The sequence below is a fragment of the Microcoleus vaginatus HSN003 genome (assembly GCF_022701255.1).
GTDB lineage: Bacteria > Cyanobacteriota > Cyanobacteriia > Cyanobacteriales > Microcoleaceae > Microcoleus > Microcoleus vaginatus_B.
In genome coordinates this window covers 6,637,734-6,660,431 of sequence record NZ_CP031705.1, presented here as the reverse complement: position 1 = coordinate 6,660,431, position 22,698 = coordinate 6,637,734, and the positions used below count along the sequence as shown (strand labels likewise).

Annotated in this window: 16 protein-coding genes; 9 read left to right on the top strand and 7 right to left on the bottom strand. The window is 47.6% G+C overall.

Annotated elements, in window-relative coordinates:
* Positions 1 to 140 precede the first annotated feature (140 nt).
* Positions 141 to 3,506 (bottom strand): EAL domain-containing protein, encoded by a 3,366-nt coding sequence (locus D0A37_RS28325; RefSeq protein ID WP_242719656.1) that lies wholly within the window; start codon positions 3,504 to 3,506, stop codon positions 141 to 143.
* A gap of 535 nt (positions 3,507 to 4,041) precedes the next feature.
* Between D0A37_RS28325 and D0A37_RS28320 the strand changes: the two genes are divergently transcribed.
* On the top strand, positions 4,042 to 4,482 hold the full coding sequence (locus tag D0A37_RS28320; RefSeq protein ID WP_242719654.1) for a pentapeptide repeat-containing protein: 441 nt from the start codon (positions 4,042 to 4,044) through the stop codon (positions 4,480 to 4,482).
* A gap of 152 nt (positions 4,483 to 4,634) precedes the next feature.
* Here the strand turns inward: D0A37_RS28320 and crtH are convergent, their stop codons facing one another.
* Positions 4,635 to 6,179: a carotenoid isomerase gene (gene crtH / locus D0A37_RS28315; RefSeq protein WP_242719652.1), complete on the bottom strand. Its 1,545-nt coding sequence runs from the start codon at positions 6,177 to 6,179 to the stop codon at positions 4,635 to 4,637.
* A gap of 698 nt (positions 6,180 to 6,877) precedes the next feature.
* Here crtH and upp point away from each other — a divergent pair.
* The 3 genes from upp to D0A37_RS28300 all read left to right on the top strand — a co-directional run bounded on the left by upp (position 6,878) and on the right by D0A37_RS28300 (position 8,568).
* Complete coding sequence (gene upp, locus D0A37_RS28310) at positions 6,878 to 7,528, top strand: uracil phosphoribosyltransferase (protein WP_242719650.1); 651 nt, start codon at positions 6,878 to 6,880, stop codon at positions 7,526 to 7,528.
* Positions 7,529 to 7,746: 218 nt separating this feature from the next.
* The gene (locus tag D0A37_RS28305) at positions 7,747 to 8,214 is read left to right on the top strand and encodes a TMEM165/GDT1 family protein (RefSeq protein WP_190658034.1); all 468 of its coding nucleotides are present in this window, start codon (positions 7,747 to 7,749) and stop codon (positions 8,212 to 8,214) included.
* 60 nt (positions 8,215 to 8,274) lie between these two features.
* On the top strand, positions 8,275 to 8,568 hold the full coding sequence (locus D0A37_RS28300) for a TMEM165/GDT1 family protein (protein ID WP_242719648.1): 294 nt from the start codon (positions 8,275 to 8,277) through the stop codon (positions 8,566 to 8,568).
* A 445-nt stretch (positions 8,569 to 9,013) separates the two neighbouring features.
* Here D0A37_RS28300 and D0A37_RS28295 read toward each other — a convergent pair whose 3' ends face one another.
* The gene (locus tag D0A37_RS28295) at positions 9,014 to 9,520 is read right to left on the bottom strand and encodes a DUF4149 domain-containing protein (protein ID WP_242719646.1); all 507 of its coding nucleotides are present in this window, start codon (positions 9,518 to 9,520) and stop codon (positions 9,014 to 9,016) included.
* A gap of 464 nt (positions 9,521 to 9,984) precedes the next feature.
* On the opposite strand from D0A37_RS28295, the gene D0A37_RS28290 reads away from it, so the two are divergent.
* Positions 9,985 to 11,244, top strand: coding sequence for an MFS transporter (locus D0A37_RS28290; RefSeq protein ID WP_242719644.1), 1,260 nt, complete (start codon positions 9,985 to 9,987; stop codon positions 11,242 to 11,244).
* 223 nt (positions 11,245 to 11,467) lie between these two features.
* On the opposite strand, the gene hisIE is transcribed toward D0A37_RS28290, so the two are convergent.
* Positions 11,468 to 12,118, bottom strand: a complete 651-nt coding sequence (hisIE, locus tag D0A37_RS28285) for a bifunctional phosphoribosyl-AMP cyclohydrolase/phosphoribosyl-ATP diphosphatase HisIE (protein ID WP_242719642.1) — start codon at positions 12,116 to 12,118, stop codon at positions 11,468 to 11,470.
* A 350-nt stretch (positions 12,119 to 12,468) separates the two neighbouring features.
* Between hisIE and hemL the strand changes: the two genes are divergently transcribed.
* Entirely contained in the window at positions 12,469 to 13,767 is a 1,299-nt protein-coding gene (gene hemL / locus D0A37_RS28280) for a glutamate-1-semialdehyde 2,1-aminomutase (RefSeq protein ID WP_242719640.1), read from the top strand.
* 236 nt (positions 13,768 to 14,003) lie between these two features.
* On the opposite strand, the gene D0A37_RS28275 is transcribed toward hemL, so the two are convergent.
* Complete coding sequence (locus tag D0A37_RS28275) at positions 14,004 to 14,405, bottom strand: ExbD/TolR family protein (RefSeq protein WP_242719638.1); 402 nt, start codon at positions 14,403 to 14,405, stop codon at positions 14,004 to 14,006.
* Positions 14,389 to 15,048, bottom strand: coding sequence for a MotA/TolQ/ExbB proton channel family protein (locus D0A37_RS28270; protein WP_242719636.1), 660 nt, complete (start codon positions 15,046 to 15,048; stop codon positions 14,389 to 14,391). The genes D0A37_RS28275 and D0A37_RS28270 overlap by 17 nt, the downstream gene beginning before the upstream one ends.
* A gap of 758 nt (positions 15,049 to 15,806) precedes the next feature.
* Here D0A37_RS28270 and D0A37_RS28265 point away from each other — a divergent pair.
* The 3 genes from D0A37_RS28265 to D0A37_RS28255 all read left to right on the top strand — a co-directional run bounded on the left by D0A37_RS28265 (position 15,807) and on the right by D0A37_RS28255 (position 21,146).
* Positions 15,807 to 17,372 carry an energy transducer TonB gene (locus tag D0A37_RS28265; protein ID WP_242719634.1) on the top strand — a complete coding sequence of 522 codons (1,566 nt, stop codon included), beginning with the start codon at positions 15,807 to 15,809 and terminating at the stop codon, positions 17,370 to 17,372.
* A 90-nt stretch (positions 17,373 to 17,462) separates the two neighbouring features.
* Positions 17,463 to 18,548, top strand: coding sequence for an MORN repeat-containing protein (locus D0A37_RS28260; protein ID WP_242719632.1), 1,086 nt, complete (start codon positions 17,463 to 17,465; stop codon positions 18,546 to 18,548).
* 510 nt (positions 18,549 to 19,058) lie between these two features.
* Positions 19,059 to 21,146, top strand: coding sequence for an acylase (locus tag D0A37_RS28255; protein ID WP_445242457.1), 2,088 nt, complete (start codon positions 19,059 to 19,061; stop codon positions 21,144 to 21,146).
* 234 nt (positions 21,147 to 21,380) lie between these two features.
* On the opposite strand, the gene D0A37_RS28250 is transcribed toward D0A37_RS28255, so the two are convergent.
* Entirely contained in the window at positions 21,381 to 22,643 is a 1,263-nt protein-coding gene (locus D0A37_RS28250; protein ID WP_242719630.1) for an MFS transporter, read from the bottom strand.
* Positions 22,644 to 22,698: the final 55 nt, after the last annotated feature.

Below are 22,698 nucleotides of genomic sequence, written 5' to 3'. Positions count from 1 at the left end.
CAGCGCCCTCTGCGGTCTCTGCGTTTAAATCATTCCCAAACAACAGTAAACGATAGGACAACTTAAAATCTCCCTTTTCCTTCATCCCTCAACATCCATCCCTTAAATCCCATTGCTGGCTCGTTGCCGAACTTGCTTTTTCAAGAAACCAGCTTAGCCTCAAGAGCAAAAGAATTAACCGTAAAATCCCCCAAAACATCCGCTAAACTAGGAGAGGTGAAGTTACAAGGTTGAGGTTTTCCCAAATGATAACCTTGAGCGTAATCTACCCCAAGTTCATTTAGTTTATCCATAATTGTTTGATTTTCCACATATTCGGCAATAGTTTTAATTCCCATGACATGAGCAATTTTGGTAATAGCTTCCACCATTGCAATATCAATAGGATTGTCGGCAATATTCTTAATAAAGTTGCCATCAATTTTGAGATAATCAACGGGTAAGCTTTTCAGATAAGCAAAGGAAGACATCCCGCTGCCGAAGTCGTCCAAGGCAAACTGGCAGCCTAGTTCCTTGAGTTGCCAAATTAAGCTGGCTGCCTTTGTGAGATTACCGATCGCCACGGTTTCGGTAATTTCAAAACAAATTATTTGCGGCGGTATTTGATGGATGGAAAACTGCTCCTGAATAAACTCGATAAACTTTTCTTCGTTGAGGCTGTCCCCAGAAAGGTTGATTGAATAAAGGCTGGGATATTTGCCAAAGGAGGATTGCGGATTAGACAAAAGAGAGCAAGCAGGGAAGGTAACTATTTTATCGCTGTCTACCTCGGGGTTTTGGACAAATAAATTTGCTGTGAAAATTTTAGATAACTGGCTAAATAAAGTGCGAATTACCCAGCGGTCGATCGCGTGCATCAAGTTGTAGCGTTCGGCCGCCGGAATAAACGCCATCGGCGACACCACCTGACCAGTTTCAAGCTGGAGGCGCAGCAGGATTTCGCAGTGGGTTCCGGTGGTTGGAGAGTTAAGCAAAGGTACGATCGGCTGAGAGTACAAGCAAAAGCGATTCTCTTCTAAAGCTTGATTAATTTGCACCACCCACTGCGTTTCGCCGTGCTGTTTAATTAATTCTTGATCGCCGGCTTGATAAACCTGCACGCGGTTGCGGCCTTTATTTTTCGCAGCGTAACAGGCAATATCGGCCGCGCTCAAAATCGCAGATGTCGAGGCTGTTTTGGGATTGATTACTACCAAACCGATACTGACGCCGATCGAAAAAGTTTTATCCTGCCACCCAAAGCGGAATCGCTGAATGCTTCGCAGCAGCGATTCTGCAACATTCAATCCTCGTTCGACGGGACAATGGTACAGGAGTACGGCAAATTCATCGCCACCCAGACGTGCCAAAATATCGGTTTTGCGGATATTGCTTTTAAATAGCTGGCTGACTTGGCGCAGTAGTTCGTCCCCAGCAGCATGACCGCAGGTGTCGTTAACTATTTTGAAGCGATCGAGATCCAGGTAAAGCATAACGTGTTCTTGCCCGTAACCTTGAGCGCTGTGCAGGGCGTGCTCTAGCTGGTACTCAAATTCCCGGCGGTTGACTAATTGTGTCAGCGGGTCATGAGTTGCCTGCCAGGTGAGTTGCCGCGCTTGAGTTCGCACTTGCGTAACATCTCGGAACACAACGACGGCCCCGACAATTTCGCCGCTGCTGGCGTGGATGGGGGCGAGGCAGTGGTCGATCGCAAATTCGGTGTTGTTGCGGTCAATCAGCAAGCTGTTGTTTCCTTGGTCAACAATCCGACCTTCGCACAAAGCAATTTCAGCGATATCTTCAATCGGCCGCCTGGTAGTTTCGTCAACTATTCTCAGCACGCGGGCGAGGGGCAAACCCTTAGCTTCCGAGGTAGACCAACCCGTGAGTGTTTCGGCAACTGGATTCAGGGTGAAAATGCAGCCGTCGGCGTCAGTAGTGATGACGCCATCGCCGATCGATTGTAGAGTAACCTGAGCAAGTTCTTTTTCTTTAAAAAATGCTTGTTCCATGCGCTTGCGATCGGTAATATCTCGCTGCACCGACACCCAGTGGGTAACGTTCCCGGAGGTGTCGGTAATGGGTACGCTGTTGAGTTCCACCCAATATGTTGAACCGTCTTTGCGGTAGTTAATCAATTCCAGGCGTAGGGGTTCTCGGCGAGAGAAAGTACGGCGAATTTTAGCGACTTGGGTGGGGTCGCTTTCTGGGCCACGCAAGCAACTGGGGGTTTTCCCGATGATTTCTTCGGGTAGGTAGCCCGTCATTTGGGTAAAAGCTTCGTTGGCATAGATGATTGTGGGGTCAGAGATATCGCTGTCTCCGGCATCCATAATCACGATCGCGTCGTTAGCGTTCACTACAGCAGATTCTAAAAGGTGGAGCCTGGCCTCAGCCCGCACGCGGGTAGCAATTTCGCTTTCTAGTCTGGCGTTAGTCAAGCTGAGCGATGTGATCGCTTTTTGCAATTCCTTAGTCCTTTCTGCTACTGAATCGTGCAGAACATCGATCGCCCCGGACATTTCCATCGGGTCAAGTACGCGCAGTATGTTGGTTTGAGTAACTATTCCCAGGAGTTCTCCGCCTTCCCCCGTTACTACCAACCTGCGGACTAAACGCTCGTGCATTTCCTGATGAGCTACCCACAGCGAGTCTTCTTGCTTGAGGCTAAATAAAGGGGTACTCATCACTGTTTGGGCGATCGTTTTCGACAAATCTATATCTAAAGCTTGAAATTCTACAATATCTCGTTCTGTTACTATACCTAATGGAATGGGGAACGGTAAATTCATCGATAATTCTGTTGATTCGGTAATTACTACGCAGCTAACGCGGTGCTGCGCCATCAATTCGGCTAAACTCCTAACTGACGCGGAGCGAGGTGCTTGAATGACTTGTGCGGTCATTACTTCTTTCACGCGGCGCATTTTTAAGATATTTGCCGGTTTCAGCATGGCTTGGCGAATGCTTTCCGGCGTAATTACTCCTAATAGTTGACCGTCAGTGTCCAATATTGGCAAATGCTTAATTCTTCGTTGGCCCAGCAAAATTAGGGCGCTGAAAATGTCTTGAGTCTCGGATTTTGTCAGAGTTGCTGCCGGCTGCTTCATCACTTCTGCGATGGTGACACCTTTTAAGTTTTTGCCCGAGGCAATCAAATCGACAAGATCCCTCTCGGTGAAGATTCCTTGCAATTGAGAAGGTGGAGCAGAGTGCGAGGATAATTTTTCTAGGGATTCTTCCACGACAAAGACGCAGATACCTGTCGCGTCTCTAAATGCGCTTGAGGTGGGGGGATGTGCGATTTCTGTTAGTTGCTGATAGATATCCGTTGGTGGAATGGCTGTGTTTAGAGAGCAACTTCCGCGCCGTTGGCCCATCAGGGTAATTACTTCTGCTAGTGGGGTATCGGGCGCAACTGTCAAGGGGTAGCAGTCAATTACTTGAGCTAAGGTTGGCAGATACTTGGATGAATCGTTTTTGAGCATATTTAATTGAGTTTTGCGATCGCGTGGACTCTGCGACATTCCAAAAAAGTGCTGCTTTCCAAGCACTAGGTGGATTTTTACTGCGCTGCTGAGAACTAATTAAAATTTATTGTTAAAAATGCAGCAGAGCTTGGACTGGGGATCAAGCCAGTGACTGCTTTTCCTCTACCTATACCTATAAAGTTATAAGCTTATCTTTATTTTAAATTAATTTTTCAGCCTCGTGACAGTTTTATTAAAAACAAAGTATTTTATGTGAACTTTTTGCGATAGGATCATCCCTAAAATCATCCCTCGTATTGCGAATCATCTCCATCTTCAGAAAGACACATCGGTTGGCTATATTAGCTAACCTAGAAAAGGTTACTACAAAAAGGCACTGTATTAAGTTCGGCAGTGTTAAGTTTTGCGAAATTATGTTTTGCGAGCTTGTCGAGACCATCTATGCGTTGTTGAGGGCAATCGATATCACAGGCCATCTGTGAATTAGATCGCAACTTGCGAAAACAACCGTGGTAAGATTGTAGATATCAAGACAAGAACTTGAATACAGAGTCTGTGAGGAAAAAGGATTATGAAACGCAATCTATTGGCCGCTACTTTTTTAATTACTCCCCTACTGTTGGCTGGCCCGGCTCGCGCTGAAAATCCGGTTCACGTCAAACAGTTATTGTCAACGGGGCAATGTTTTAAGTGCGACTTGTCAGGAGCAGATTTAACGGGAGCTCATTTAATTGGTGCTGATTTGAGAGAAGCAAATTTACGAGGAGCAAACCTATCTCATGCCAACCTCGAAGGTGCTGACTTGACCGGTGCTAAGTTGACAAGTGCTAACTTAACCGCAGTGTTTCTGACTAATGCCAGTTTAAATGACGCAAACCTCGATCGGGCAGATCTGACCGCAGCTATCATTAACACCGCTGACGTATCCGGCGCATCGATGGAAGATATGACGATCACAGATGCGAAAATCTACAATACCCAAATCGGCGTCGGCGGCAGCTACGACCAGTAAACTCATTAAAAGAATGGAAAACACCAATTTTGAGGTTAAAAACCCGGTTTCTGCAGAGAAACCGGGTTTTTAGTCTTTGTGTAGGGAGCCCCGGAGCCTCACATTTTCTCTCGTATTTCAATCTAACAATCTGACGCACCCTACTACTACCGCTAAAAACCCAAATCAACCGCAATTCGGTGCGCGCAAGCAAACCCAGAAAACGCCACCGCATTTAAACCCTGTCCGGGAAACGTACTGTCACCCACACAATATAAACCAGGCATAGAAGTTCGGTTAAACGGCATTCCCAGCAAACCCATTAGCTTCTGTCGCGGAATCGGCCCGTAAGTTCCGTCTTCGCGCCCCAAAAAGCGGCGGTGAGAACGCGCTGTCCCAACTTCCATATAATCCAAACCGGCATCTAAACCGGGAAAAATCTTTTCTAATCTTTCAATAATTCTCCCTGCCGCCTCTTCCTTTTTATCCTCGTATTCGTGCTGCGACAGTCCTTCCCACTCTTCCATCCAACTCGACGTAAAAGCGTGAACGATGTGATATCCTGCGGGAGCTAAATCCGGGTCGAGCACCGTCGGAATTGACACTAAAACAGTTCCCTCCGCCGCTTCCATTTTGTCCCAATCTTCTAACAAAATGTGGTGGCAGGCGCTACCAGCAGGGATTACGCTTGCTTCCACTCCCAAATGCAAACTCAAGAAACTGGGGGCTTTTTGATAGCGCTGCTGCCATTTCTTCTCGCTAGCGGGCATCTCTTCTGCCGGCAGCAATTTCTCAAAAGTATCCCAGCGCGTGGCGTTAGAAACTATCCGCTTTGCGCGGTAAACTTCGCCGGTTGCTAGCTCGACTCCGACAGCGCGGCCGTTTTCTGTGATAATTTTTTTCGCTTTAGCTTTGTATTGAATTTGCCCGCCGCATTTTTCTAATCCTTCTACTAATTTTTGGGCAATTTGACCGACTCCGCCTTTGGGATAATTTATGCCACCATAATGTCTGTCGGAAAATACCATTCCAGCGTTAATCATCGGCGTCAAGTCTGCGGGTACTACAGACCAGTAGTAGCATTCCATGTCGATAAATTTCAGCAACGTAGGGTCTTTTATGTAGCGCCGCGCAATGTCGCCAGTATTTTGAGGCAGATATTTTACCAATCCCAAACAGGCTAAAGGGTTCTGAAAAAAGACTCGGACGAGATATCCGGGTTCTTCTAGGGATAGCAATTCCATGCCGTTGAGGCAGTTGAAGACGTTCCAGCATTCGCCGTAAAATTTGTGGATTCCTTCGCGTTCGTGAGGGAACCTGTCAGTTAATTCTTGCAAGTATTTGTCATAAGCCTGGGGCACTTCAAGTTCCAAGCCGCTGGGTAAGTGATAGTGAAGCTGTACGGGGTCGGGAATCGTTTCTAAGGTGACGTTGACTGCTTTCAGGGCGCGGGTGAGGAGGTTGGTGGTGCCACGCTGTCCGAAACCAAAAATCATGGAGGCGCCGACATCGAATCTGTAGCCTTCTCGATCGAAATATCCAGCGCTACCCCCCGGAATTGTATAGCTTTCGAGCACCAAAACTTTGGCTTTTTTAGCGGCTAGCTGGGTGGCTGTCACGAGTCCGCCAATGCCGGAACCGATGACAATCACATCAAACTCTTGCTGTGTAGGGCGGGAGTTGGGAGAAAATAATTGGGATTGGGTAGGAGCTGACATTAGGTTAAAAATCTTAATATTTCTATGATTTTACAGTCGATCGCCCTCCCTGAACTGTTGCCTCTGCTATTTTCCCTTTGCATATCTAGCCTTCTGCCTTTTTCCCTCTTCCCTCTTCACCCTTGACTTCTTCCGACTTGCATCGGACTTCTTCCTTCTTCTTTCCCCAAAAAAAATGCGGGAACAGTCTACCATTGCCGACTGCCCCCGTCTGCCGATCCTTTGAGAGGAGAACACTAAAAATTACTATAGCCTTGTTGCTAATTAATGTCAATACTATTGGAAAAATATTTCAATAAGCTGATGGAGGTCGATCGGCGGATGGGTTCTAAGGGACGGCTTGTGCTTGTCGCAATAGTCCGGCAGTGCGGCAGTCGGGCAGTCCGGCAGGGGTTTAAACCCCTGCCTAAAAGCTGAAGTCCTTTGAAAAGGACTAAAGAGAAAACTAAGGTTGAGGTTTATTTGGTTGCTGTTGAGTCGTCTTTAGAGGAATGCGAGCTGTGAGGCTCGGGTTTGAACCCGCGACGGCAATCTTTAAAATGGTGCTCTTCGGTCGATTCTCACTCTCTGGCTTGTATGCACCCTCAAGGATGTGATAAGTTGCACAGAGCGATCGATCGCCGGTTGTCGAAGGCCTGGAAAAGGATCGACCGCACCGCATAAAATTTCTCTAACCTAGCACTCTCCCCAATTTCCTAATGTCCCTGCAACTGCGCGTTTACGTTCCCCCGCATCCGTTAATTAAACACTGGCTGGCTGTTGCTCGCGACGCCGCCACCCCCTCGGTACTTTTTCGTTCTGCGATGACAGAATTGGGAAGGTGGCTGGCTTACGAGGCGATTCGAGAATGGCTGCCGACAGTGGAAACCACAGTGCAGACCCCTTTGGGCGAATGTCCGGCGACTTTTATCAACCCGGAAGCTCCGTTAGTTGTGGTACCGATTTTGCGGGCGGGTTTGGCACTGCTGGAAGGAATTCAGACGGTTGTACCGCTGGCTTCGGTTTACCACCTCGGCATGGCAAGAAATGAGGAGACGCTACAACCCACTTGTTATTTGAACAAATTGCCGGCGCAGTTTAACCCGGAAACGCGGGTGATAATTAGCGAGCCGATGCTGGCGACTGGCGGGACGATTATAGCGACTATGCAGGAATTGACTGCACGGGGAATTGACCCGAGCTTGATTCGGATTATCTCTGTGGTGGCTGCTCCTCCGGCTTTGAAGAGGCTGAGTGCAGAGTACCCGAGTTTGATGATTTACACGGCAACGATCGACGAAATAGTCAACGAACAGGGCTTTATTGTACCTGGTTTGGGAGATGCGGGCGATCGAACTTACGGGACATGAACCAGTCAGTCAGTCAATTTGAGATTTTAGATTTTAGATTGACTCGACAGATAAATCTGGGGGCTTGTATCCCTTGGTGGGTGCGGTGGGTGGTTCCAGGAATCAGTTGCTGAAAGCTCGGGGGAAAAAGATGACCCTGGTTTGGTAAAAGCAGGCACCGAGAGAGTTAGAATCAAAAGTACAAGTCAAAAATAAATAGCTTTTAGCACTCATTGCCCGTGAAACTTGATTCTGTTCCGCCAAGCTTGTCTGCTTCTGACTCAGTAAACCTCAATTATGATTTGCCACAACAGGTACAACTACAAATAAAAGAGGTTACTGATATTTGTGCTGCTTTAACCCCGGAGCCCGCTGAACTCTCAGGGACTGTAAATCCCGATATTTGTCAGGAACAAAAGAAACTGAAGTCGAAGCACTGGGCAGTTTTTGCTTCGACTTTTGCAACTATTTTTTTAGCTGAAATAGGAGACAAAACTCAGCTTGCGATTTTGCTAATGACGGCTGAATCTCGAAATCCTTGGATCGTGTTTGCGGGTGCGGGTTCGGCTTTGATAGCAACCAGTTTGCTGGGGGTGTTGCTGGGAAGGTGGCTGGCTAGTCGGATTGCTCCGAGAACTTTGGAGAGAGCAGCCGGAGTGATTTTACTGGCGATTTCGGCGGTTCTGCTGTGGGAAGTGCTGGGTTAATTGTCTGCCTTGTCGGTAAGTCGTAGATTTATACAATAGCTAACTAAGAACTAAAAAAACATGGACTGGCAACTTTTGGGACTAAGTTTTATTACAGTTTTTTTGTCAGAATTGGGAGACAAAAGTCAATTAGCTGTGATCGCCCTGGGCAGTAGTTGTAACTCGCCGCGGGCTGTATTTTTCGGCACCGCGTCGGCGCTGCTGCTGGCGAGTTTAATCGGTGTGGCGATCGGCTTCAGCACCGCTGAGGTGCTACCGGAACGACTGGTAAAGGGACTAGCGGCGATCGGATTTGCGGTGATGGGCTTGCGCCTGCTGTGGCCAAAAGCAGATTTACCGGAAGCATCCGAGTAGGGCGTGGCGTCAGTCGATTTTAGATTTTAGATTTTAGATTTTAGATTTACTCCAAAGATGAATCTGGAAGTTTGAACAAAAGTCTAAAATTTTGAGTTCTCCACAACAGGATTCGTTCCCAAGTACCCGTTTTTGGGCGGGTCAAGAAACTTGAAAATATAGTTATATCAAATCTGTTAGCATCGGAGATTATTCATCTCTCTATTCTCTTCATCGGCGTGAATTAGAGTCAATTTATTGTCATCGGCGGTTAGTTAATACATTCTTTTGTTTTAACCGCAGATACAGGCAGATAAACACAGATTAACGCCGATGAATACAGAATGGCTGCAATTCGAGCCTCGTTTTCGATCGCTAAAATTTAAAAAATTAGCGGGGGGCGTGAATTCACGCCCCCCGCTGCAGGTTGAGTTGAGAAAAACTCAACCTCTGAGCATTGTGTCGGTTAAACTTGGTTTTGGTAGCACCAGCCCAGCAGCGTACCGGCGACAGCCAACTTCAGCGCTTCCAATGCAAAATAGCCTTGGTGCAGTAGATTCATCCCGGCGGGCACTTCTGCTGCGGAATCGAACAGATTTAGCTGCATTCCCAAGGCGCTCATTTGGGGTGTCAGGGCGTAGGTGTCAATCAGGGCGATCGCCAGAAGTACCAATGATAATAAAATTGCTGTGCGGCTGCGCTTGCCGAAGTCACCGACTAAATTGCTCAAAACCATCAAACCCGTTGCCACCAGGCCCGAACAGATTAACTCAACGCGGTTGAATCCCCAGAACATTAAATTCCCGGCCGTTGCAAACTCGGGAGATGTCATCATGCCAGATACGTAGAGACTGGGCATAATTACTAGATCCAAAATCAGGCTACCGCTGAGCCAGAAAATTAGGGACACCATGACAATTGCTTGCCAGCGCGGTTTGATTGATTCCACTCTTGATGTTGTAATAGCTGTCATATAATTCGACCCTCTAAAATTTTCTTCTGCCTTTTCTAGAGTTTAACTAACTTTTTTCTAAAATTCTGTTAAGTATTTTTAAATCAATGGTAACTTTTGTGTAACATACCCTGAAGAATTGTTAAGCTCACTTATGCTTGTCATCCCCTCAGTTAACTAATACTAATTCGGAAAAAGTACGGAATAAATTAATAATTACTCACAGGACTTATGCACTGCGACCAAAGACATCTGTTTTTGACTCTGATTAAACACCGTAACGTATTTTTTTCATAAAAAACCAGGTTTCTGCGTCCAAAAATAATATCGTTTCCGGTTGCCTCGAAATAATAAAATCGAGTCAACAGTTAACACTCAACCATTCAGTTTTTCGACCCGCCCGTCAACAGTCAACAGTCAACAGTCAACAGTCAACAATAATTCCGGTGCAACCGGAATTGATATAACTCCTAATTTAACTGTATATGTCTAAGTTTCAATTATCCTCTTGGTTGCCCCGTCTCCCCCCTCAAGTCTGGATTCTTGCTGCCGGCAGATTCCTCTCCCAAAGTGGCACCGGTTTTACTTTATTTTACGCGCCGATATTTTTTGTCGATCGCGTGGGTTTATCTGCTACTGCTGTTGGGATTGGTTTGGGTAGCGGTTCAGTTTCGGGAATTTTGGGCAGAATTTTGGGCGGTTCTTTTTGTGATTCAAAATTTTGGGGAAGGCGGCGAACTTTATTGCTGGCGGCAGTTATTTCGGCTGCCGCTTCTTTTGTACTGGCGGCGACTAATGATTTCGCTGGCTTAATTGCGGGCAATTTACTGATGGGTTTTGGCGTGGGTTTGTATTGGCCTCCAACCGAGACGATGGTGGCGGATTTAACGGAGGGCGAACAGCGACAGGAAGCTTTTGCTTTGACGCGGCTTGCTGATAATTTGGGTTTGCAAGTTGGGATTATTTTGGGCGGTTTGTTGATTGAGTTAACGGGGAATTATCGATCGCTCTTTATTATTGATGGTATCTCGTTTTTAGTGCTGTTTGCCGTGGTGGCGATCGCGATCGCCGAAACCTACAAACCAGCTAATTCAGCAGATAGAGGCAAAAAAGGTGGGGAAAATGGCTGGATGGTGGCGCTGAGCGATCGAAGTCTTCTAGTTTATGCTTTAGTAAATACTCTGTTCACATTATATATTTCCCAAATCCAAACCACAATGCCGCTGTACTTTAGCAAGTTTGTCGCGGTGGGGACATCGGGAAAAGGCTTTTCAACAGGTACAATTACCGTTTTGTTTGCTTTTAGTACGTTTTTAACTGTGGCTTTGCAACTGCCGGTTGTTAAAGCTTTGAGACCATTTTCCCATCCAAAAGCTTTGATGATTTCTGCGCTGCTGTGGGGAATGGGATTTATCGCGATCGGCTTGACGGGAATGGCTGCAACTGACCATCTATTTTTAGCTGTTTTAGGCTTGAGCTTTTTGTCGCTTGCGACTGTTACTTATACGCCTTTTGCTTCTGCTTTGGTGGTGGATTTAGCGCCGGAGTCTTTGCGGGGCGTGTATTTGGCGGTTAGTTCTCAGTGTTGGGCGATCGGCTATTTAATCGGGCCGCCGCTGGGCGGTTTGGCTTTGGATGGAGGTAAATGGGCGGCGGATAATTTTTGGTTGGGTTTGGCTTTGAGTGTCGGCGCGGCTATTTTTATATTGCAAAAGCTCGATCGAATGTTGAAAATTAGAATCTAATATTCAGTTGTTCGTTTAGGACTAAGACCAAAAAACCCGGTTTCTGCGTCAATATCTCTCGGTTCGATACCACGATTTTTCAGAGAAACCGGGTTTGTGACCCCGCGTGCGTCCAAGACTGTAGTTGTTAGGATTAACAGTCAACAGTCAACAGTTAACCGTCAACAGTTAACCGTCAACAGTCAACAGTCAACAGTCAACAGTTAACCGTCAACGAACTAATTTATTTTCGTCGATCGCCCAATTTGCGGTAAACTTCTCTCAAATCAACTTGATGGTGAGCCAAAGCCACCAAAGCGTGATAAAATAAATCCGCAACTTCCCCAGCAATCCCGTCTTTGTCGTCATCTTTGCAAGCCATCACAACTTCCGCCGACTCTTCGCCAATTTTCTTGAGAATTTTGTTGTCGCCTCCCTCGAATAACTTGCAAGTATAAGAACTTTCGTTAGGATTGTCCCGACGATCGCAAATTACCGCAAATAATTGAGATAACATATCCCCTGGCGGCGGTGAAATTTCCCCATCAACTTGGTGAAAACAACTTCTTTCTCCGGTGTGACAAGCAATATCTCCAACTTGTTCGACAGTAACTAGCAAAGCATCGCTATCGCAGTCGTAACGCAGGCCTTTGACATTTTGAATGTGTCCCGAAGTCGCGCCTTTTGGCCACAGTTCAGCGCGCGATCGACTCCAGAACCAAGTTTGCCCGGTAGAGAGCGTTTTTTGCAGCGACTCCCGATTCATCCACGCCATCATTAACACCGTACCGTCCAAATAATCTTGGACGATCGCAGGCACTAAACCGCGCTCGTCGTAACGAATCTTTTCAATTGGGATCGCTCGGCTCAAACTCGATAAATCAGTAGTAGACATAATTTTATTTCAACTTGGTAAGATAGATTAACACTTTCCTGTCGGAGATTTTTTTTAATTAACCGCAGAGAACGCAGAGGACGCAAAGGAAGGGAGAAGATTGAGCAAGGGAGGGGTAAATTGTCAAGAACTCTTTTACAAAAAATTACACTTTAGGGCGATTCCCTACGGGATAGCTTCGCTTCACGATGCGGGTGCTACAAAGCCTGAAAAACCCAAGCTAGTATTGCTACTCGTTGGTTTGTACCCTAAAATCTACTAGAATAGTTTCCTTGAATCGACCTAACCTTTATGTTGAACCGGTTATAAAATTATTCTACCAACAACAGACGTTCACTAAGGAGAAAACATTGGTTTCCACAACCTTGAAAACGACCAAATCAGAAGAAATTTTCGCCGCTGCCCAGAAGTTGATGCCAGGTGGCGTCAGTTCCCCCGTGCGCGCCTTCAAATCCGTAGGCGGACAGCCCATCGTCTTTGACAGGGTAAAAGGAGCCTACATTTGGGATGTTGACGAAAACCAATACATTGACTATGTAGGCACTTGGGGCCCAGCCATCTGTGGTCACGCCCACCCGGATGTCATCAAAGCCCTGCACGAATCTTTAGAAAAAGGTACGAGTTTCGGCGCACCATCGCTGTTGGAAAACGTACTCGCCGAAATGGTCATCGATGCCGTTCCCAGCATTGAAATGGTGCGATTTGTCAACTCCGGCACCGAAGCCTGTATGGCCGTTTTGCGGCTGATGCGAGCTTTCACCGGACGCGATAAACTGATTAAATTTGAAGGCTGTTATCACGGGCACGCCGATATGTTCTTGGTAAAAGCCGGTTCCGGCGTTGCAACTCTGGGCCTTCCCGACTCTCCGGGCGTCCCGAAATCCACTACTGCCAATACCCTCAACGCTCCCTACAATGACTTAGAAGCAGTCAAAGCTTTATTTGCCGCAAATCCCGGCGAAATAGCAGGCGTAATTCTCGAACCAGTGGTGGGGAATGCCGGTTTTATTACCCCGGATGCAGGTTTTCTCGAAGGTTTGCGGGAAATTACTAAAGATAACGGTGCTTTGTTAGTTTTTGATGAAGTAATGACCGGTTTCCGCATCGCCTACGGCGGAGCTCAGGAAAGATTCGGTGTCACCCCGGATTTGACTACCTTGGGTAAAGTTATCGGTGGCGGTTTGCCAGTGGGAGCTTACGGGGGAAGGCGGGATATTATGGGGATGGTGGCTCCTGCAGGCCCGATGTATCAAGCGGGTACGCTTTCGGGAAATCCTTTGGCGATGACTGCTGGGATTAAGACTTTGGAATTGCTACAAAAACCCGGCACTTACGAACAGTTGGATAAGATTACCAAAAAACTGTCTGATGGATTGCTAAAAATTGCTAAGGAAGCGGGACACGCGGTTTGGGGTGGGCAAATTAGCGGGATGTTTGGCTTGTTTTTTGCGGCTGGCCCGGTTCACAATTACGAGGATGCGAAGAAGTCGGATTTGATGAAGTTCAGCCGCTTTCACCGGGGAATGTTGGAGCACGGAATTTATCTTGCTCCTTCGCAGTTTGAGGCGGGATTTACTTCTTTGGCTCATACTGAGGAAGATATCGATCGAACTTTGGCTGCAGCGCGTGAAGTGATGGCAAGTATTTAATGTGTGTAGTAAGGGCATTCGTCCTTACTACTCAGGCATAAATAATTAAAGTCCTTGCTGCTTTTTGACAGTAAGGACTTTAATATTTAACTGCTTTATCAAATAAAGTCCTGAATCATACAGACTATTCAGGAGTCGCTTTTAATAAGACTTACAGGCTTTTTTAGTAAATCTGCACGGGGTAATTTCAGCTTTATGGTGTGAGGGAATTACAAATTAGTAATTATAGGAACTCTCTACCTTGCGGTAGCAATCCCTAACTTAGCTCCCTTAATTCGGCGTAATCGATCCATAACTTCCACCACATTTCCGTGATTGACGCTTTTATCCGCATTCAGCACAATTAATGAGTTCTGATTTGACCCCATCGTCTGTCGCACCGTACTCTCAATCTGGTCTAAGTTGACTGACTTTTTATCAACCATTAATTTTCCCTGATCATCGATCGTGACCGTAATTTTAGTAGGCGAGTCCTGAACTTGAGAGGTTGATGCTTTCGGTAAATTTACGGGTAAACCCTCGGATTTGGATAAAGACAGAGAGGAAACAATTAAAAACGTTAATATGGCGAACACCACATCAATCATTGGCACGATGTTAATCTGGGGAATACTATCAGGTTCATCGGGTAGGCGCATAATTAGATTCTCTTGGTAGTTTTTCGTAGCGGTGACGGTACAATAACTCTAGCTGGCCTCCCGCTTCCTGAATAAAAGCAATCTGCCGTAAGTAAAACCCGCGAAACATATTGGCAAATAAGAGTGTAAAGATTGCCACAACTAACCCTATTGCCGTAGAAACGAGGGCTTCGCTAATCCCAGAAGTAACGCCTGCGGAATTGGTGCCCGTGGCATTTCCCAGTTTGAGAGAACTAAAGGTAGTAATTAACCCCAAAACTGTTCCGAGCAACCCAAATAGTGGGGAAAGGCTGATAATGGTGTCAAATATTGTATTGAATCGCTTCAGGATGGGGATTTCTGCCTGAGCGCCACTCTCTAAGGCCAAACGAAATTCTTCGATGTTGGGCGCGTCTAATTCTAAAGCTTCTAAAAAAATCCGGGCTAGGGGCAAATCGCTGTTTACTTGTAACTTTTTGATTGCGGAATCGGGGTTTTGACTGTAAAGCTGTAGCACTTCTCGCACGACTCGCCGCTGCCGCCGATTTACCCTAAACCAAAAGGCAAGACGCTCTATGATCAGCGCGACTGCTGCGATTGACGAGGCAAGCAGCGGCCAAGAAACAATGCCCCCAGCGCGAAAAATGTAAATGAAAGTATCCATTGATTTGTACTCTCGCTAGCTCTGTTGAATGATCGCAAGCTGCCTAATGGTGCAATTAGCCCGATCGAAGGCTGGTAGAGTTTCTGCGTCAAGTCGGCACAAGTGATTCAGGCTGCGAATTGTTTCACTCAAGCGCGATCGCGATCGCACAAACGCACTACCTGTGTGTGACTATCTTCGTCTGTACCCAAAATGCTCCTAATGTGATCACGACCGAGATCGCGACAGATTTTTCTGCCAGTGCTTCTTTGCTAAATCTTTGCGTTAGGACTTGACAATAATCTTCAATAATTTAAAAGATTCTCAACTAGGTTTCCACAAAATTCAGGGTTTGTCAAGTCATGAGCCAGCTTTTTAAATAAAGATTACCTATCAAACGCAAAAAAAAACTTGATTTTACTTATTGACTAATTTTTATGAAAAGCTTGAGAATGTGGAAATTTGTTGGTATATTACGGGCTAGAGTATTGCAGTTAAGGCATTTTTGAACCTTGCCCTGCCAGAATCCGAACATTGACAGCACCCAGGAGAGCGACGTAGACGCCGCCAAAGGAAATGTTGATTGGTAGCGTCTAGTGGCTATCTCAAAATTAAATAATGAAAATTAATTGCAAGAGTCTTGAACAGGGTGACAGTGTTCTTATAGGATGGGTAGGTTCATCATTGATAGCAAGCTCAACAGGCTGTTGGTAGCTTGTTTCGGGTTATGTCGGGGAGCCAGCGAGGATGTTGTCATCCATAAAGGAGATTGAGAAGGGATGAGTTTTTCAAATATTTCGGCGACGCAAAGACAACAACAAGAAGAAGCACTCAAAAAAGTTCTGGCGATCAGTCTGTTAGCCTCAGCCTTACTGCACGGTGTCGCGTTGCCGTTGAGCCTCAAGTTGGTCAAACCTGCTGAATTTGAAGAGGATGCAATTGAAATTGTTGTGCTTGATGAGCCCACAGTAGAGGAAACCCAGCCAGAGCCGGTTATTCCAGAAAAGGTATCTCCCCCACCTGAGACGTTCAAACCAGAACCGCCACCAGAGCCAACTCCCCCAGAGGAGTCACCCGTAGCCGCAACGCCACCGCCGATTCCAGGGGAGCAGCCGGTAGCGGTAACTCCACCGCCGATTCCAGAGGAGCCACCCGTAGCGGTAACTCCACCACCGATTCCAGAGGAGCCACCCGTAGCGGTAACTCCACCACCGATTCCAGAGGAGCCACCCGTAGCGGTAACGCCACCACCAATTCCAGAGGAGCCACCCGTAGCGGTAACGCCACCACCGATTCCAGAGGAGCCTTCCCCCGCACCTCAACAGGATTTAAATTCCCCAGAAACTCCTAAAACCCCGATCGCCACCGAACCCGAAACCCCGTCGCCCGAGCCTCCAAAAATTGATAGCCCCAGCACAACGGCAAGCCCGGAACCCCCTCCCAGCGAACCACCCGTTACCGCCTCCCGCCCCAAGGATGCTGCAAGTTCCAGAGACTTTACAAATGATGCTGGAAATCCCAACTCCTCCGACAGCCCCGAAAACAATAACCCGCTCTCACCATCTGCTTCGGCGGGTAGCGGGGAGCCTTCCTCCGAGCCATTAAATCCTTCTTCCGGGCCCATACAGCGATCGCCTGCGGCTGGCTCGCCAGTCACAGCTACTAGGCCAGGAGGCGGTAGTAACTCTGGAAATGCGATCGGGGATCTCACAAACCCCTCCTCCTCTGAGAGCCCCGGAGCAAGTCCGTCCAACTCACCATCCGGTGCCAGTAAAAATGGCGACATACCTTCTGATGAGCCATTTGCGGCTGGTTCGGGGCGAGCGCCCCGAGCGCCTGCGGCTGGCTCGCCAGTCACGGCTACCAGGCCAGGAGGCGGCGGCAATTCTGGAAGTGCGCTCCCAGATGTAGGAAACCTCGCCTCATCTGGTAGCCCTGGAGGAAGTGCATCGAACTCATCACCCGGTGGAGGTGGAAATGGCAGCGGCGGTTCGTCACAGCCTTTTGGCAGCGGTTCCGGGCCAGTGCCAAAACCACCGACAAATCCAGGAAGAGGGGGGAGTCCTTCGCGCCCTCCCGGCACGCCTCTGGGTACTTGCATTAGTGGCTGCGGTAAACCTGAATATCCGAGCGCAGCCAGAGAACAAGGGCGGGAAGGCCGAGTGGGAGTCACGTTTGACATTGACCCCAACGGTAAGCCATTCAACATCAAGATCTCGACTCCTAGCAAATACAACGACTTGGATCGCGCAGCGATTAAAGCAATAGAAAAAAGGAAATATGCCTCATCAGAGAGTGGCATTCCCGGAGAAACAATATTCATTGTTTTCGATCTCACTGACTAGGGATTTTTTTCAGACTCTAGCAATTTGGCTGGGAATTCTATAGCACTGTCCAAGGAATAGCAAAGTTAAAACTTGAATTTTTTGTGAATTATGAATTTGGAAATGTCGTCAGCAATATTAAGTAAACTTCAGCGAGTTGGACTCGCTCTCTTACTTGGTTCCAACTTGGGAATGGCTTTGTTGTTTGCCAACCCTCACAGCGCAATGGCAGGAGTAATTACTTTACCCGATGGCGGACGTTGCGAGGGAGAATTGAGTGAGGGAAAACTCAGCGGCCCCGGCAGTTGTCAATATGCCAACGGCGATCGCTACGAAGGCCAATTTCTCAACGGCAAACCTCACGGTCAAGGCATCTATACTTTTAAAGAAGAAGGTCGATACCAAGGAGAATTTGCCGATGGTGAATTCAACGGTCAAGGTGTCCGCGAATTTGCTAACGGCAACCGCTACGAAGGCACTTTTAAAAACGGTGAGTTCGACGGTACAGGAACTTTTACCTCAACTAACGGCATTCGTTACGAAGGCTCTTTTACCAATGGTTCTCCCAGCGGTCGCGGGGCTTTTACGTTCAGTAATGGCACTCGATGCGAAGGAGATATTAAAGAAGGAAAAGTTAACGGCAAAGGCGTGTGTCAATATGCTAATAAGAACCGCTACGAAGGAGAGTTGCTGAATAATGTGCCTAACGGGCCGGGAATTTATACCTTTGCTGAAGGAGGTCGTTATGAGGGGCAATTTAGTGAAGGGCAGTTTCACGGTAAAGGGGTTCGCGAATATCCGAACGGCAACCGCTATGAAGGAGAGTTTGTGAAGGGCAACATTCAAGGTCAGGGGTTGTTTACTTTTAAAGAAGGGGGACGTTATCAAGGCCCGTTTGACAAGGGAGAATTTAGTGGTGAAGGTGTCCGTGAGTTCGCCAATGGAAATAGCTATAAAGGCACTTTTGTCAAGGGTAAAATGAGCGGGAAAGGAGTTTTCATTTTTGCGAATGGCGATCGCTGCGAAGGCGAATTTACCGATGGTCAGTTCAACGGCAAAGGTACTTGCATTTACGCCAATGGCGATCGCTATCAAGGTGAATTCCTTAACGGCCAGAAACACGGGCAAGGTTCCTACATTTATGCAGATGGAACGAAAGTAGAAGGAAATTGGCAACAAGGTCAAATTAAAAAATAACCTATCTCGCCCTACTTGTTTACCCCCCCTCCTCACCAATGACATTAATGCGCTTTACAGCCGATACACCGGCGTTTTATAGCGCTTTTCAAGTTGGTGAGCGTAGCGGAGGGCTTTTAATTTCACATCCGATTTACACAGGGTCTTTTTTCGGATTTTCTGGATATCTCGAAGAGGTGTTATTTTTGTAACCGCAGATGGAGGCAGATAGACGTAGATAGGTTACGTTTGTGGGCATCGGATTTGGTAGAATTTTCTCCCTTGTTCTCCATAAAAAAGATTTAAATCCTCGGCATTTTGTTCGTGCAGCTTGTTGAAAATGCTGTTATATCGTTTCCGGTTGCATCGGAATAATAAAATCGAGTCAACAGTTAACACTCAACCATTCAGTTTTTCGACCCGGCCGTCAACAGTCAACAGTCAACAGTCAACAGTCAACAGTCAACAATCATTCCAGTGCAACCGGAATTGATATTATGTCTCAGTTTAACCCTAGCCAATTAATTTCCAGTGTTTCTACAACTAAAAAAACAAGGCCGGCGAATTCTCTCGTTATTGATGAGTTTTATTTTAGTTTTGCTTCTAAATAATGGGGTTCAATCCTCGCCTCAAACCGGGACTCAAATTCTTTGGGATACCTATGGAATTCCACATATTTATGGAGAGAATACTAAAAGCCTTTTCTACGCTTTTGGGTGGGCGCAGATGCAAAGTCACGGTAATCTGATTTTGCGTCTTTACGGGCAAGCTCGCGGCCAAGCTGCCGAGTTTTGGGGCGAAGATTATCTGGAATCCGATCGCTGGGTGCAAACTATGGGAATTCCTAATCGCGCAAATGCGTGGTATGAATCACAAAATCCCATTTTTCGCAACTATCTCGATGCTTTTGTTGGCGGAATGAATGCCTATGCAAAAGAACACCCAGAGGCGCTCACCGAAGAATTAAAAGTAGCATTGCCCCTCAAACCGACAGATGTATTGGCACACGCGCAACGTGTCATCAATTTTACTTTTATAGTCGAGCCAGAGCGCGTTGAAGATCTCGCGGAAAATGACACCCCCAAAGGCTCTAATGGTTGGGCGATCGCTCCTTCCCGTTCTGAAAGCGGCAATGCCATGTTATTGGCAAATCCTCACCTTCCTTGGTCGGATTTATATTTATGGTATGAAGCGCAACTGATTGCCCCAGAAATTAACGCTTACGGAGCGACTCTCGTCGGATTTCCTGTATTAACGATCGCCTTTAATGACAACTTGGGATGGACTCATACTGTCAACACTCACGATGGCTGGGATGCCTACGAATTGCCCCTCGCTAACGATGGCTATCGCTTCGATGGCGAAGTCCGAAAATTTGACAGAGAAGAGAAGGTTTTAAAAGTCAAAGAAAAGAATGGAAATTTGCGATCGGAATCTCTAGTCGTGCGGCGTTCTGTTCACGGGCCGATTCTCACAGAAAAACAGGGCAAAGCGATCGCCCTGCGCGTTGTCGGACTCGATAAACCAGCAGCCCTTCAGCAGTGGTGGGATATGGCACGCTCAAAGAATTTTTCTGAATTTGAAGCCGCTTTAAAGCGCTTGGAAATTCCCATGTTTACCGTCATGTATGCCGATCGTGAGGGGCATATCATGCACTTGTTTAACGGTCAAGTCCCCATACGCAAAAAGGGAGATTTTAAATACTGGTCAGGCACGATCGCAGGCAATACGTCAGAGACTTTGTGGAGCAAAAATCATCCCTATGCGGATTTGCCGCGCGTTGTCGATCCGCCCAGCGGTTGGTTGCAAAATACCAACGATCCGCCTTGGACAACGACGTTTCCCAGGGCGATCGCACCCGATAATTATCCCGCCTACATGGCACCGCGCGGCCCGATGGATTTGCGATCGCAGCGATCGGCAAAAATGCTATTAGAAGATGAAAAAATCTCTTTCGATGAATTGATGCAATACAAACATTCCACTCAGGTAGAACTAGCCGATCGCCTCCTCCATGATTTAATTCCCGCCGCACGGCAAGGCAGTGAAAAAGCGCGCCGCGCTGCGGAAGTTCTCGCCACTTGGGATCGCAAAGTCGATGCCGACAGTCGCGGTGCGGTGCTGTTTGCCTTTTGGAAAAAAGCGATGGATGCCGATCGCTTATTCGCTAAACCTTGGAGCGAAGATGCGCCGCTAACGACGCCAGACGGGTTGGCAAATCCTGCGGAGGCGGTGCGGGTGCTGGAAGCGGCAGCTACCAAAGTTGAGCTAACTTATGGCGCGTTAGATGTGGCATGGGGGGAAGTCTTCCGATTGCCTGGGGAGGCGAATCTGCCTGCAAATGGAGCTGACGGTGCTTTGGGTGTATTTCGCTCAGTATGGTTCGCTCCTGGGAAAGACGATCGCTTTCAAGCGGTTGCGGGCGATTCTTTTGTCGCCGCGATTGAGTTCTCCAATCCGGTGAAAGCGATGGCGCTAAACAGTTACGGCAACGCCAGTCAACCTGGTTCGCCCCACGCCGGCGATCAGTTGCAGCTTTTTGCTCGCAAGGAATTGCGCCCTGTATGGCGATCGCGATCGGAAATTGAAGCTCACCTGAGTTCGCGCCAGAAACTATAGAAGAAGGAAGTTCGGCAACGGATTCTGTAACGGATATAACGGATGTAATATCAATTCCGGTTGCACCGTCCGTGATTGTTGACTGTTGACTGTTGACTGTTGACTGTTGACGGGCGGGTCGAAAAACTGAATGGTTGAGTGTTAACGGTTGACTCGATTTTATGATTTCGATGCAACCGGAAACGATATAACGGATGTCAGGAAGAAGTTAAAAGACCTCTCTCCGTGTCCCCTTTACCCATCCCGCAGCAGCCGGCAAGCATACCCACCGACTGCAACGAAGAATAAGCCCAGGGCGGAGATAGCGTATAACAAAGCCATGCCAGCACCGGCACCTGTCCCCAGAATTCCGCCAAAAATAGCTGCTAAAAAACCTCCCGGTTGCATGGCGGGTTCAAAGACGCGATCGGCAAGTGGCCCTGCGATCAATAAACCGATCGCGGACGCCAATTGCACGATCACTGCTCTGGTAGCAAAAACGCGGCCCTGTACCTCTGGTGCGACTTTCGCCAGCCAGATCGCCTCGTTGGAACTGCCGAGGATGGGGAAATTGAAAGACGAACAAAATTGAGCGGGAATCCAGATGGAAAGCGCCTGACCGAAAGCAAAGACTATTTTACTCAAGCCCGCGCCTGCCATGCCGAGCAGAAAGCCCCGGATTCGGCGTTTGGGGCCGCCCCAAATACTGACGATCAATGCTCCTAAAACGCCGCCTGCGCCGGCGGCTGAAAGGATAGTACCGAGGATTCTGGCATTGTTGCCGGTGCGTGCCAGTATCATCGGTGAGTAGAGGGCCGCGCCGATGTCGTGAGCAAACCAGAATAGCGAAACTGACACCAGCAAGGCAAGCAGGCTGGGACGCTGGACGATGTAGCGGAATCCGAAGCTGAGTTCTTGCAACAGGTGGAGGCGAGTCGGCTGGGGATTGGAGGCGATCGCGGGCTGGGGTATTTTGACACATACTAGCGTGGCGATCGCGATTGTAAAAGTTGCCAGGTCGATCGTAAAAATCCCGCTCAACCCAATCACAGAATAGAGAATCCCCGCCAGCGTCGGAGCAATAATACTCGCACCGTAACTTGCCAGAAAACTTAAACTGCTAGCGCGGCTGTAATGCTTTTCTGGCATCATTGTGGCGATCGCTGCTGAGTAAGCTAACTGCTGAATTTGGTCAAAAACTCCGTTAACCGCAGCCGCTACATATATATGCCATATTTGCAGGTTTTGGCTGATATAAAGTAATAGGATAGTGAGCGTTAACAAAGCTGAAACCGCATCACCACTCCCCATCAAAAATTTTCGATTCCAGCGATCGACGAGAATGCCAGCAACCGGAGCGAGCAAGATGCGCGGCAATTGAGTAAAAAACATCAACAAAGCCAAAGCCGTCACTTGACTGGTGGACTCCCAAATCCAAATAGTCAGCGCAAACGCGGACATAGCGCTGCCAATCATCGAAGCAGTTTGTCCGAGCCAGAGTTGAATAAATTTTTGCATTAAATAGGCGGTTGATAGGATTTAAAATTCAGAGGATAAGCTAACCCGCATTTAA

Coding starts and splice junctions, on each gene's coding strand:
- D0A37_RS28325 (WP_242719656.1), bottom strand. CDS start 3,506: ATGTCGCAGAGTCCACGCGATCGCAAAACTCAATTAAATATGCTCAAA.
- D0A37_RS28320 (WP_242719654.1), top strand. CDS start 4,042: ATGAAACGCAATCTATTGGCCGCTACTTTTTTAATTACTCCCCTACTG.
- crtH (WP_242719652.1), bottom strand. CDS start 6,179: ATGTCAGCTCCTACCCAATCCCAATTATTTTCTCCCAACTCCCGCCCT.
- upp (WP_242719650.1), top strand. CDS start 6,878: ATGTCCCTGCAACTGCGCGTTTACGTTCCCCCGCATCCGTTAATTAAA.
- D0A37_RS28300 (WP_242719648.1), top strand. CDS start 8,275: ATGGACTGGCAACTTTTGGGACTAAGTTTTATTACAGTTTTTTTGTCA.
- D0A37_RS28295 (WP_242719646.1), bottom strand. CDS start 9,520: ATGACAGCTATTACAACATCAAGAGTGGAATCAATCAAACCGCGCTGG.
- D0A37_RS28290 (WP_242719644.1), top strand. CDS start 9,985: ATGTCTAAGTTTCAATTATCCTCTTGGTTGCCCCGTCTCCCCCCTCAA.
- hisIE (WP_242719642.1), bottom strand. CDS start 12,118: ATGTCTACTACTGATTTATCGAGTTTGAGCCGAGCGATCCCAATTGAA.
- D0A37_RS28275 (WP_242719638.1), bottom strand. CDS start 14,405: ATGCGCCTACCCGATGAACCTGATAGTATTCCCCAGATTAACATCGTG.
- D0A37_RS28270 (WP_242719636.1), bottom strand. CDS start 15,048: ATGGATACTTTCATTTACATTTTTCGCGCTGGGGGCATTGTTTCTTGG.
- D0A37_RS28265 (WP_242719634.1), top strand. CDS start 15,807: ATGAGTTTTTCAAATATTTCGGCGACGCAAAGACAACAACAAGAAGAA.
- D0A37_RS28260 (WP_242719632.1), top strand. CDS start 17,463: ATGAATTTGGAAATGTCGTCAGCAATATTAAGTAAACTTCAGCGAGTT.
- D0A37_RS28250 (WP_242719630.1), bottom strand. CDS start 22,643: ATGCAAAAATTTATTCAACTCTGGCTCGGACAAACTGCTTCGATGATT.